10 protein-coding genes are annotated in these 12,277 nt (G+C 69.3%); 6 read left to right on the top strand and 4 right to left on the bottom strand.

Going from position 1 to position 12,277, the window contains the following annotated elements; all coding sequences use genetic code 11:
* Window positions 1-20: 20 nt before the first annotated feature.
* Complete coding sequence (locus tag ACZ9QC_RS20395; RefSeq protein WP_472921443.1) at window positions 21-2,219, bottom strand: MMPL family transporter; 2,199 nt, start codon at window positions 2,217-2,219, stop codon at window positions 21-23.
* Window positions 2,220-2,594: 375 nt separating this feature from the next.
* Here ACZ9QC_RS20395 and ACZ9QC_RS20400 point away from each other — a divergent pair, with 375 nt between their 5' ends.
* From ACZ9QC_RS20400 to ACZ9QC_RS20410, 3 genes are all read left to right on the top strand, one after another.
* Window positions 2,595-4,001 (top strand): flavin monoamine oxidase family protein, encoded by a 1,407-nt coding sequence (locus ACZ9QC_RS20400; protein ID WP_472921444.1) that lies wholly within the window; start codon window positions 2,595-2,597, stop codon window positions 3,999-4,001.
* A 42-nt stretch (window positions 4,002-4,043) separates the two neighbouring features.
* Window positions 4,044-4,529, top strand: coding sequence for an SRPBCC family protein (locus ACZ9QC_RS20405; protein ID WP_472921445.1), 486 nt, complete (start codon window positions 4,044-4,046; stop codon window positions 4,527-4,529).
* A gap of 142 nt (window positions 4,530-4,671) precedes the next feature.
* Window positions 4,672-5,259, top strand: coding sequence for a TetR/AcrR family transcriptional regulator (locus ACZ9QC_RS20410; protein WP_472921446.1), 588 nt, complete (start codon window positions 4,672-4,674; stop codon window positions 5,257-5,259).
* Between the two features lie 99 nt (window positions 5,260-5,358).
* Here the strand turns inward: ACZ9QC_RS20410 and ACZ9QC_RS20415 are convergent, their stop codons facing one another.
* Window positions 5,359-5,712: a DUF4260 family protein gene (locus ACZ9QC_RS20415; RefSeq protein ID WP_472921447.1), complete on the bottom strand. Its 354-nt coding sequence runs from the start codon at window positions 5,710-5,712 to the stop codon at window positions 5,359-5,361.
* 85 nt (window positions 5,713-5,797) lie between these two features.
* On the opposite strand from ACZ9QC_RS20415, the gene ACZ9QC_RS20420 reads away from it, so the two are divergent.
* Window positions 5,798-6,109 (top strand): NIPSNAP family protein, encoded by a 312-nt coding sequence (locus tag ACZ9QC_RS20420; RefSeq protein WP_472921448.1) that lies wholly within the window; start codon window positions 5,798-5,800, stop codon window positions 6,107-6,109.
* Here the strand turns inward: ACZ9QC_RS20420 and ACZ9QC_RS20425 are convergent.
* Window positions 6,106-7,023 (bottom strand): LysR substrate-binding domain-containing protein, encoded by a 918-nt coding sequence (locus ACZ9QC_RS20425; protein ID WP_472921449.1) that lies wholly within the window; start codon window positions 7,021-7,023, stop codon window positions 6,106-6,108. The two genes, ACZ9QC_RS20420 and ACZ9QC_RS20425, sit on opposite strands and share 4 nt — an antisense overlap.
* Before the next feature lie 79 nt (window positions 7,024-7,102).
* On the opposite strand from ACZ9QC_RS20425, the gene ACZ9QC_RS20430 reads away from it, so the two are divergent.
* Window positions 7,103-7,849, top strand: a complete 747-nt coding sequence (locus tag ACZ9QC_RS20430; RefSeq protein WP_472921450.1) for an SCO6745 family protein — start codon at window positions 7,103-7,105, stop codon at window positions 7,847-7,849.
* Between the two features lie 181 nt (window positions 7,850-8,030).
* On the top strand, window positions 8,031-9,851 hold the full coding sequence (locus ACZ9QC_RS20435) for an RICIN domain-containing protein (protein WP_472921451.1): 1,821 nt from the start codon (window positions 8,031-8,033) through the stop codon (window positions 9,849-9,851).
* A 121-nt stretch (window positions 9,852-9,972) separates the two neighbouring features.
* On the opposite strand, the gene ACZ9QC_RS20440 is transcribed toward ACZ9QC_RS20435, so the two are convergent.
* The gene (locus ACZ9QC_RS20440; RefSeq protein ID WP_472921744.1) at window positions 9,973-11,061 is read right to left on the bottom strand and encodes an SGNH/GDSL hydrolase family protein; all 1,089 of its coding nucleotides are present in this window, start codon (window positions 11,059-11,061) and stop codon (window positions 9,973-9,975) included.
* Window positions 11,062-12,277: the final 1,216 nt, after the last annotated feature.

Here is a 12,277-nt window from a genome sequence, read left to right on the forward strand (position 1 = left end):
CCGCCGGGTGCGCGGCCGGTTCAGGAGACTCGCTCGGGCTCCTTGTGCTGTGCCTGCGGGGCCTTCTGGAGACGTGTGCCTTCCACGTCGAGGTCGGGCAGGACGCGGTCGAGCCAGGCGGGGAGCCACCAGGCGTGCCGTCCGGCGAGGGCGAGGACTGCCGGGACGAGGGTCAGGCGGACGGCGAAGGCGTCGATGGCGACGCCGACGGCGAGCGCGAAGGCGATGGGCTTGATCAGGGCGTCGTCGAGCGGGAAGAACCCGGCGAAGACGGTGAACATGATCAGGGCGGCCGCGGTGACGACCCGGACGCTGTGCCGCGCGCCGTCGATCACCGACCCGCGGGCCACGCCGGTGTGGACCCACTCCTCCCGCATCCCGGAGACGAGGAACACCTCGTAGTCCATGGCGAGTCCGAAGAGCACGCCGATCAGGATGATCGGCAGGAAGCTGACGACGGGACCGGTGTGGGCGAGGCCGAGGGTGTCCGCCAGCCAGCCCCACTGGAACAGGGCGACGACCAGGCCGAGCGAGGCCGCCACCGACAGCAGGAATCCGACGGCGGCCTTGAGCGGGACGACCAGCGAGCGGAACACCACGGTCAGCAGGATCAGGCTCAGCCCGACGACGATCGCCATGAACGGCAGCAGGGAGTCGCTGAGGCGGGTGGAGACGTCGATGTTGACGGCGGTGGTGCCGGTGACCGCGACCGTCGCTCCGGTTGTCGCGCGGATGTCCGGGGCGGCGGCACGGATGTCGCGGACGAGCCGGTCGGTGCGGGCGCTGTCGGGACCGGTCTCCGGGATGACCTGGATGACGGTCTGCGCCGCATCGCGTGTGGGCACCGGGGGCAGGACCGCCTTGACCCCCTTGAGGTCCCGCAGTTGCTGCGCGGCCTCGGCACCCGCGTGCGCACCCGACCCCTTGTCGGTCTCGGTCAGCACCAGGAGTGGGCCGTTGAAGCCGGGGCCGAACTTGTCGTCGACCGTGTCGTACGCCTTGCGTTCGGTGGAGGTGACCGGGGCCGAGGCGTTGTCCGGCAGGGCAAGGCGCAGGTCCGCCACGGGGAGCGCCAGTGCGACGAGGATGCCGGCGACGGCCAGGACGGTGAGCAGGGGCTTGGCGACGACGGTCCTCACCCAGCGGGCGCCCAGGGTCGCCCGGCCGGCGGATCCGTCGGGATCGGTGGCCCGCCGGGCCTCCTTGCTGCCGGGCTTCGGGGTCAACCGGGTGCCGGCGAATCCGGCGAGGGCCGGGAGCAGGGTGATCGCCGCCAGGACCGCGACGAGAACGGCTCCGGCGGCACCGAGACCCATCACGGTCAGGAACGGGATGCCGATGACGCTGAGCGCGGCCAGGGCGGTGATCACGGTGCTGCCGGCGAAGACGACCGCGCTGCCGGCCGTGCCGTTGGCCAGCGCGACGGACTCCTGCGGGTCGGTTCCACGGGCGAGCTGCTGGCGGTGCCGGGTCAGGATGAACAGGATGTAGTCGATGCCCACGGCCAGCCCCAGCATCAGCGCGAGCGTGACGGCGGTGGAGGAGATGCTGACCGCCGGAGTGAGGGCGAACAGCCCGGCCAGTCCCACGGCCACCCCGAGCAGGGCGGGCAGCAGCGACATGCCCGCGGCGAGCAGGGAGCCGAAGGTGACGACGAGGACGAGCACGGCGACAGCGACACCGATGATCTCGGACGGGCCTATGTGCACGCCGTTGCTGCCGTAGGCACTGCCGCCCACCGAGGTCCTGAGCCCGCTCTTCTCGGCCGCCTCGGCCGCCCGTTCGATCACGTCCAGGGACGAAGGGCGTACTTCGGCCCGCTGCACCGAGTACTGCACCTGCACGATCGCCGTGCTCCGGTCGGCGGAGACAGCACCGGACCGGCTTGGGCCTATGACGGCTTTGACCTGGGGTGCTTTCGCGGCCGCCGCCTCGGTTCCGGCGATGGTCGCGGTGTACCGGGCCTCGGTGATGCGGTGGCCCTCGGGTGCGGTGAGGACGATCTGGGCGCCCGCTCCGGAGGCTTCGGGCAGCGTCCTGCCGAGCGTGTCCAGCGCGCGCTGCGACTCGGTGCCCGGCACGGTGAAGCGGTCGTCGAGCTTGCCGCCGAAGACGCCGGCGCACGTGATGAGCGCGGCCAGGACCACGAGCCAGATACCGAGCACCAGCTTGCGATGGCGGTAGGCACTGCGGCCCAGCCGATGGAGCAGGACTGCCATGGCGAACTCCCAAGGTCGGTCAGGGATGTCCCGGACGTCTCGGACGTCTCGTCGCGGACGCGGGACGAACGGCGGAGCGGGTCGGTCCGCGCCGCGGAGCGGGTCGGCCCGCGCCGTCGAGCGGCAACGGGCATGAGGCATGCCGGTGCCGTGGACGGCATCCGGCCGTGCTTCGTCACCGACTTTATCACTCGCTCAAGTCATGCGATCGAATCATCTAACTTGAACTGCCGACATTGTCAGCCGACCATGTCGCCTGTATGGTGATGGCCACCGGAGCGCACCGCCCCCGGGAAGAGCCAGGTCATGGGCCTGCGCCGCTCTCCCGCGGAGCACGTCCGCAGCGCCGGGACCACCGCAGGACAAGGAGTGATCATGAGCAGCACGCAGGAGAAGGACGTCACGGCTCACCACGCCCGCAAGGCGGATGTGGTGGTGATCGGTGCGGGGCTGGCCGGTCTGACCGCGGCGCGGGAGCTCGTCGCGGCGGGCAAGTCGGTGGCTGTGCTGGAGGCCCGGGACCGGGTGGGTGGCCGGCTGCTCAACCACGATCTCGGCGACGGTCAGGTGACCGAGATCGGCGGGCAGTACGTGGGTCCGACCCAGGACCACATCCTGGCGCTGGCCAAGGAGGTCGGCGTGGACACCTTCCAGGCCGCCATTCCCGGCGAGGCCGTCTACGTCAACGAGGGCAGGGCCAAGCGGTTCACGGGGCACACCCCGCCGGACCTGCTCGCGCTGCCGGACATGGGTATCGCCCTGGCCCGGGTCGGCCAGGCGGCGGCCAAGGTGGACCCGGCCGCCCCGTGGAAGGCGCCGAACGCCCGTGAGCTGGACGGCATGACCTACGAGACATGGCTGCGCAAGGCCGAGATCACCGGCGACGCCGTCGACATGATCAACCTGTTTCTGAACTCCGCCTACGGCGGCGAGGCCCGTGACGCCTCCGCCCTGTTCAGCCTCTGGTACGTCTCCACCTTCGGCAACGAGACCAACCCCGGCACCATGGAGCGCGGCACCGGCACCACCGGCGGCGCGCAGGACAGCCGGTTCGTCGGCGGGTCACAGCTCGTCGCCCAGCGCCTCGCCGAGGAACTCGACGGCCGGGTCCACCTGTCGGCCCCGGTGCGGCGCGTCAGCCAGGACTCCACCGGTGTCACCGTGGTCTCCGACGCCGGTGACTGGCAAGCCGAGCGGGTCATCGTCGCCGTACCGCCGCTCGTGGCCTCGCGGATCATGTGGGACCCGCTGCTGCCGGCCCAGCAGGACCAGCTCTTCCAGCGGCTGCCGTTCGGCACCCTGATGAAGTGCGTCGCCGTCTACGACAAGCCGTTCTGGCGCGAGGACGGACTGTCCGGCATGGGCCTGCTGCGCGGCGGCTCGCCCATCCGCGAGATGTTCGACAACACCCCGCCCGACGGCGGACCGGGCGTGCTGATGGGCTTCCTCGGCGGCCGGGAATGGCGCAAGTGGGCCCACCGCCCGGCCGCCGAGCGCCGCGGCGCCGTCCTGCGCTGCTTCGCCCAGGTCGTCGGGGACCGCGCCTTCGACACCGTCGACTACGTCGAGCAGGACTGGACCGCCGAGCAGTGGACCCAGGGCGGCCCCACCTCCGTCGCCGCCCCCGGCGTGCTCACCGAATTCGGCCAGTGGATGGGCCGCCCCCACCACCGCGTGCACTGGGCGGGCGCCGAGTTCTCCCCCTACTGGAACGGCTACATGGACGGCGCCGTCCGCTCCGGCCGCCACACCGCCACCGAAGTCCTCCTCCACCAGAGCTGAACGCACGAAGCACCGAGCACCGACAAGCAAGGGAACCCTGCCATGAACCGTTTCGTCGTCGCCGAGACCGCAGTCATCGACGCCCCCCTCGGGCGGGTCTGGGACGTCATCTCCCGCACCGACCGGTACGCCGAGTGGGTCGCCGGAGCCATCGAGGTCACCGACCACCACGGCGTCGCCACCGTCGGCAAGACCTACTCCGAGCGCAACCGCACCCTCGGCCCGCTCAGGACCGACTCGGTCTGGACCGTCGTGGAGATCGTGCCCCTGCAGCGCCGCGTCGACACCGGCGTCGGATTCGCCCCACTCCAGGACGTCACCAACATCTTCGAGTTCCGCCCGGTCCAGAGCGCCGACGGCCGGGAGGCGACGGAGATGCTCTACCAGGTCGAGTACACCATTGGCCTCGGCCCCCTGGGCCTGCTCCTCGACTCCATACAGCAGCCCGCGATGCGCGCCGGTATGCGCACCTCCATGGCCAACCTCAACACCCTGCTCCGCTCCGAGGCGTCGAGGACCGCTCGCTGACAGGCGGCGAACGCTCCTGGGCCGGCGGCCGGTCCGCCCCTCCGACCGGCCGACCGGCCACCGGCCCAGGAGCGGCCGTCATCATGTATCGCTGATTTGTCGAGCGACCTGTTCGACAGACTTAGTCGGATAGGATCGCGTCATGGCTCATGTATCCGCGGCGGAGCGCCGCCCGCAACTGATCAAGGCGGCCATCGTCCTCATGGCCCGGGAGGGCGTCGCCGCCGGCAGCACCCGCGCCATCGCCGCCGAGCTCGGCGTGGCACAGGCGACCGTGCACTACACCTTCGGCACGAAGGAGGAGCTGTACCGGGCCGTCATGGAACAGCTCACGCACGACCTGATCAACCAGGTGACAGAGGCCGCGCCCACGGACGCGAGCTTCGAGGAAACCATCGTCAAGCTCGCCGAAGCACTCTGGCGTACCGTGCTCGAACAGCCCGCCGCGCACCAGCTGCTCACCGAGCTGAGCATGTTCGCCATGCGTACGCCCTACCTGAAGGAGGCTCTTCAGAGCCACTACAGCGAGGTCCTGGCGGTGACGACGAAGCTGGTCGAGCAGACCGCCGAACGCACCGGTCACCCGCTCGGCCAGCCCGCCGAGACGATCGCGAGGTTCTTCCTGGCCGGCTTCGACGGACTGACGATGCAGCACCTCGCCCTGCCGAACGAGGAAGCCGAGCGCGTCTGCCTGCGGTCCTTGGTCTCGGCCGTCCTGGCCATGACCTGAGGCCGCTCGGCGATCACGACGCCACCGCGGCCTCCGTCCCCGGCGGAGCGATCACGGCCGGCGCGGCGGCCGGCATTTCCCGGGAGCCGTCGCGTCGGATCAGGATCCGGCGGGAAGTCCTTTGCCGAGCGTTCTGTCGATGGCGATCCGCGTGAGCCAGCCGAGGCCCGCGGTGAAAAGTGGTGGCCATACGACCGGCCCGAGGGAGTAGCCGACCAGTACCACCAGCGGGATCCATACGCGGTGCACCGACTGGTAGACGAGACCTGGTGGGCGGACCCCCGCCAGCCGGGCCAGGTCGGGCAGCGCGAAGAACACCAGCGCGGCAGCTGTCGTCGGAAGGCCGTACTTGACGCTCTCGAAACCCGCGAAGGCGATCAGGAACAGTGCCAGAGCACCCCAACCTGCTTTCCTCACCCACCCCTTGCTGCTTCGAGCGCCTTCGCTTGTCATGTCCCCAGCGTAGTCGCGAAGCCCTGACGATCCCGGTCTCAGCCGCCCCTCATCGCGCTAAACCGTCACACGGCATCATGCAGGCGTGATCACCATTCATCTGAAGTACGAGATCGACGCCGACAAGCTCGAGGAGTTCGAGGAATACGGCCGCCGCTGGGTCCGGCTCGTCAACCGTTTCGGCGGGACGCACCACGGCTACTTCCTGCCGAGTGAGGGCGACAGCGACATCGCCTACGCCCTGTTCTCGTTTCCCAGCCTGGCCGTGTACGAGCAGTACCGCACGGACAGCATGTCCGACCCGGAGTGCCGGGAAGCGTTCCAACTGGCCCGTGACACCCGCTGCATCAGACGGTACGAGCGCCGATTCCTGCGACCGCTCGACGGCGTGTCCTAGACCGGGGGAAGGCGCGGGGTGCGGTTCTCCCGCGCGGCCACGCGCAGCGCTGCGACGACGGCCGTGGTCGTCGGGTTCGCGGTCTCGGTGCGACGTGTCGCGGCGAACAGCAGGCGCCGGACAGGGCGGTCCTCGATGGGCGCCGTGCGGATTCCGGGTGTGGCCGGGTCGATGGCCGTCCGGGGGACGAGCGCGGTGGCGAGGCCGGCCCGTGCGAGGGTGAGTTGGGCGGCGATGTCGGCGGTGACGTAGCGCGCCGTGGGGGTGAAGCCGGCCTGGTGGCAGGCGTGCAGGATGGCCTGTCCGCAGGCCGTGGTCGGCGGCGGCACGGCGAGGCTGTGCACGGCCAGTTCCCGCAGGGCGACGGGCCGCTCGTCGCCCTGGCCGGCCGCGGTGACGACGAGCAGCGGATCGTCGAGCAGCGGGGAGACCTCGATGCCCCGGGGTGTGGCATCGGGCAGGTGGTGGTACCGCTGTCCCAGCACCACGTCGACGGTGCCGAGGGTGAGTTCCCGCAGTTGCGCCTGGTCGGTGACGAGACAGGTCACGGTGAGCTGCGGGTGGTCCGATCCCAGCGCGGTCAGTGCGGGGGCCACGATCCGGGCGACGGTCGAGGGCAACGCGGCGAGCGTGGCCGTGGTGCCGACCGTGCCCTTGACCGCCGCTACGGCACTCTCGGCCTCCTGCACGGCGGCGAGGATCCGGTCGGCGTGTTCGAGCAGCACCCGGCCCGCCTCCGTCAGCGCCACGGTCCGCCCGTCGGGGCGCAGCAGATCGACTCCCACATCGCGCCGCAGCGCGGACAACTGCTGGGACACGGCACCGGCGGACAGCGCCAGAGACTGGGCGGCCGCGGCGATGGAGCCGCGGGCGGCGACGGTCTTGAGCATGTGCAGTCGGCGAACATCCAGCATGATTCGATAGATTACCTAAAGGGTTCCATCAGAAATACACCCCTTGACCTATTGATTCATGGTGAGCGACCTTCAGCTCATGGAGATCTTCGACTGCATCGCCGCGGTTGCCCGGCCCATCCACGATTTCGGTGACGAGTTCATGTCCGACGAGGCGACTGCCGCCGTCGGTCTGCGCGCCGGCTTTCCCGCGGGGCGCGGCTTCTACTGCCGCGGCCGGTTCGGGGTGCTCGGCGAGGCATCGGTCGACGTGGTCCAAGCGGTGCAGGGCTTCCTCGGCCCCGGCCTGGTCGCCGCGGGCTGGCTGGCGGGACGGCCCGTAATGCCGGCGGAGGAAGCCGCCGACCGGTATGCGCAGGCCGTCCGGACGTGGGGGCACGCCCACATCCCCGCAGACGTCGACGTGGAACACTTCAATCGCCTGGCGCAGCGGTTGATCGACGCCGCCGACGCCGACGCGCTGCCTCTGTTCGCCGGCTGGCGCGCACAGCCCTGCCCCACCGACGACCCGGTCGGTGCGGCCATGCAGCGCATACACGTACTGCGCGAACACCGTGGCGCCTGCCATCTGGCGGCGGTGCGCCTGAGCGGGCTGAGCGCCCGAGAGGCAATGGTCATCAACCTCGGCGTCGAGCAGGCGACCCACTACGGCTGGCAGGACCCCCAGCCCGTTGCCGAAGAGCTGGTCCCGCGACGGCGGCGGGCCGAGCACCTCACCGACCAGCTGCAGGCGCCGCTCTACGCCACGCTGGGCGACCGGCAACGTACCGAATTCGTCGAGCTCGTCAGCGCGTTGACGGCCATCCCGGGCGCCGGTCCTCGATAGCGAACGGAAAACGATCAAGGCGAAAAAATCCGTGGATCTTCGCGGCAACCTTTTCGGCCTCTCGGACCACTAAGCGTTGTCCGGCCAAGCGGCCCGGTCAGATGCAACGGCTGAAAGCGAGAGCACAGACATGTCCCTGGAACCAGAGCACAGACATGTCCCAGGCCCAACCACGTCACCGGTGGCGTCCCGCGTCGGCGGCCACCGTGCCGACGGCGGCGCGCGCGGTGACCGCCCGAAGCATCGTGGCCGTCGGCTGCTCGCGCGTCGGGGTCTCTGGGCGGGTCTCGCCATGGTGGTCGTGGCCGGCTCGGCCGTTGTGGTCAACCAGGCTTCGGCGGAGCAGAAAGGCCTGGATCTGAAGAAGTGGTACGTGCTGGTCAACCGCAACAGCGGCAAGGTGCTGGACAACCGCGCCGTGGCCACGAAGGACGGCGCGCAGGTGGAGCAGTGGAGCCGTAAAGGCGGGGCCAACCAGCAGTGGCGGTTCATCGAATCGGGTGACGGGTACTACCGGCTGCAGAACCGGAACTCCGGCAAGGTGCTGGACGACCTCGGCTGGTCGAAGACCGCCGGCTCCGCCATCGTGCAGTGGAAGGACCTGAACGGCGCCAACCAGCAGTTCAAGCTGGCCAAGTCGCCGGACGGCTACGTGCGTCTGGTCAATCGCTTCAGCGGCATGGTTGTGGGTGTCGAGAACGCCACCAAGGCCAACGGGGGCGACATCGTCCAGAAGCGCGACCGGGGCCGCGCCAACCAGCAGTGGAAGCTCGTCGCGGCCGGTAGCGTCGCCGGCGGTACCGGGAACCCGGGGAACGCCGGCAGCACGCCCACGCCCGGCGGCAACGCTCCGGCGAGCCCGGCTCCGAGCGGCAGCACTCCGGCGTCGTCGCCGGCGTCTCCGACCCCCGCCAACGGCAGCTCGACGACACGTTTCATGGGCAGCGACAAGGTGTTCATCGGCGGTTCGATGACTGACGCCTCCGCGAACGCCGCGCCGTTCGACGTGCGATACGCCTACATACACAGCCAGCCCGCGCCCTCGTCGGCCGCCTATACGGCATCGCGTTGCAAGGAAGAGTGGTCGGCCTGGTGGGGCTGCTGGGGCGGCACCAGCACGGCGCCCGGAAACCAGGTGACCTGGCAGGACAGCGTGGCGGCCAAGGCAACGTACGAGGGCAAGTCGCGACCGCAGAAGTATCTTTGGACCTGGTACTCGTTGCGCGACCTCGGGGACATGGCAGGCGAGGGTGACGGCCCGGGCGAGGTCAAGGCCATCAACAGGCGTGACCTGCTCACCATGTACCTGAACGACTACCGGTTCTTCCTCCAGAAGATCGGCAAGTCCCACGACATGATCGACCTGGAGCCCGACTTCTGGGGCTTCGCCCGGTCGCTCGGCAATCTGCACCAGGTTCCCGCGCAGGTCACGGGCGCCAACCCGACGGACTGCGGATCGCAGGAGAACAGCGCCTCCGGACTCGCCCAGTGCCTGATCTCGATGGCGCACAAGTACGCGCCGAACGCCGCCGTGGGTCTGCACCTCTCCTGCTTCGACTGGGAGACCGACGTCCAGAAGTGCGTCAAGGACTACGCGGACCTCGGGGCGAAGAAAGCCGACTTCCTGGTCACCGATGTGTCGGACCGCGACGCGGGCTGGTACGCACTGCCGGCCCACGGCAGCCGTGACACCTTCTGGACCGACAAGAAGGCCGCCGCCTCGCTGAAGTTCTGGAAGACGATGGCCGAGTCCGTGGGCAAGCCGGTGGTCCTGTGGCAGATCCCCGTGGGCAACATGGCGGGGAACAACACGCCCGGCCACTTCAAGGACGACAAGGTGGACTGGCTCTTCGGGCACATGGACCAGGTGGCTGACGCCCACATCGCCGGCCTGCTGTTCGGTGCGGGGTGGACGGAGCAGACGACGCCCGAGACCGACGGCGGAAACCTGATCCGCAAGACGATCGCGTATCACAACTCGGGTCGTACAGCGCTCAAGTAGGCGAAGTTGACGAATGCGCCCCCATCTCTTCGATGTTCGATGGGGGCGCATTTCGTCGTCTTCGTCGGGCTGAGGACCTCTCCCGGCCTGCTCTGCCCGAGTGGGATCTACTGACTGATCATCAGCTGTTCTCGCTCGTACGGCGCCTGCGCGCGAAGTAGACCGCGGCGGCACCGACCGCCGCGACCGCCAGACCGGCACCCGCGAGGACGGGGGTGGAGCTCGACGCGCCGGTCTCGGCGAGATCACCGTTCGGGGCCGGGGTGTTCGCCCCCGTGTCCGTGCCCGCACTGGGCGTGGGCGACTCGCTGGGGGCCGGGGAGTCGCTCGCGCCGGGCGTGGCCGGCGAGCTGGGGGTCGGGGATGCGTCCCCACCGGGCGCGTCGTTCTTGGCGAGTACGGCCGCGAAGGCGGCTGCCATCACCTTGTGGCCCTCGGCGTTGGGGTGGGGGTCCTTCTTCGTGCAGGCCCAGGTCAGCTGGCAGATCTTGGCCACGTTCGCCGGCACCTCGCCGACGCCGGGCACGTTCACCTGGGTGGTGAAGTCGTCCGAGGAGAAGGCCCCGGCCACGTCCGCCACCTTGAAACCGGTGGACTTGTACACCTGGGTGATCCCCGCGTTGGCGGCCGAGACCAGGGGTGCCGACTCCTTGGCGGCCTGCTGCCCCGCGGCGCCCTGCAGCCAGGCCCCCAGGAACGGGTTGTGGTACGTCGAGCCCACGAACTGGGTGTCCTTCGCACCCGCCTGGCGGAGCGCGCCCGCGATCTGGGCGAGGTTCTTCGCCATGGCCTGGCTCTTGCTGTTCAGGCACGCCGCGTCGAGAGTGCCGGCCGGGCTGACACAGTTGAGCAGGATGTCGTTCGCGCCCACGCTGAGGGTCACATAGGCGACCTTGCCGGGGTGCTGGGCCATGGCCTTCAGGGCGGCGTCCAGTTGGGACTTGGCGTTCGGGTAGTCGCACTTTCCGCCGTTGATCAGAGACTCGGTGGTCTCAGCGGTGCAGCCGAGGCGTATGTGCTCCAGTCCGGGGGTGCGCTGCTTGAGCTGCGCGTAGAGCTGGTCGGTGTAGGCGACGCCGGTGTCCTTGTCGACGTCCGGCTGGTAGCCGGTGGTCAGGGAGTCGCCGAGCGAGATGTAGTAGGTGGTGTCCTTGCCGTTGGTCGCCTCGTCGGCAGTGGCCGGACCGGGCGTGCTCAGCACGATCGTCATGGCGGAGATGGCCAGCGGGGGGACGAAACGCTGAAGGGATCTCATCACTTACTTGTGCTTTCCAGTGTTGGGGGGGTGGATGCCGAGAACATGGGCGTGAGCCGTGGTTGGCGGGCAGCGAAACTCATCCGCCGCAGTTTCCGGGCACCCGAAGAAGGCCTTGGTGAAGGCACGGGGGGAATGCCGTCTCCGTGAGGCTGCGGGATCTGTCCGGCTTCACTTCGGAGACGCGGGCGTCAATCTAGCAGGATGGAAAACGGATTGGATATGGGAGGCCCACAAAACGACGGTCATAACGACACGTGTAACCCTCAGAAAGGTTCGATCGGCTGGAAATTGGTGACCGGACCCGTTGGTAGCCATTCGCTGAGTGATCAACGGGCGGTGAATACACCTCGCGTGCAGGCCGCTCACCTGCACGAGCTGGGGTCCGACTGCTGGTTGGGGCTGGTGTTTGAGCGTAGTGGACCGAATGACACCGGGCTTCATGTTCGGCGGGCCGAATGGCACCGATCGCAGAATTCACCTCGAACACCTTTTGACGATCGCGTTCACCACAAGAACTACACACTTACGGACGCCCGCTCCTGCACCTGGGCATATACGTACGCCGTCCGTTCGGCAACCAACCGCCACTTCGAGAATAGGGAATTCAGGTTGACTCTCGTTCCAATGGAAGGCGTGTCGGTGGCCGCCTCGGCCTCGTGCCCAGACCGTCCCGTGTGCCCGTACCTCGCCGCTCATGAACAGCGGCTCCGGCGGCGGGAGTTGGCGATATGGGGCCGTTTCGCGGTTGCCCCGCGCCCCTATGAGGCCCGCAGGAACGCGTCACGCGTTGCCGAGAGTCGGGGGCGGCGGCTCGGCCGAACGTCGGCGGTCGTCGGCGCACGGCACCGCCGGGCAGACTGCGTGCATGCAGCTCCCCGCACCGGCCGTCGCCGTCACCGCGCTGATCGAGGTCGTACGGATCTCCGGGCTTCCGGGCAGGAAGGGGGGCCCGTACCCCGGAGAGGTGGTCGCTCACTGGGCCGGGGACGAGATCGATGGCCTGTTCGCCCTGGTCGGGGCCCTGCCCGGGAGCGTGCGGCATCGGTGCGGGTTCTCGCCCGGGTGGGGAATCCGGGCGTACGGCGATGACCTCGACCTGGTGTTGTTCGAGGCGGCGTTCTGCTTCTCCTGCGACGAGGTGCGGATGCGGGGGGGACACGGTGCCGGT

This window comes from Streptomyces sp. HUAS MS02, assembly GCF_055702265.1.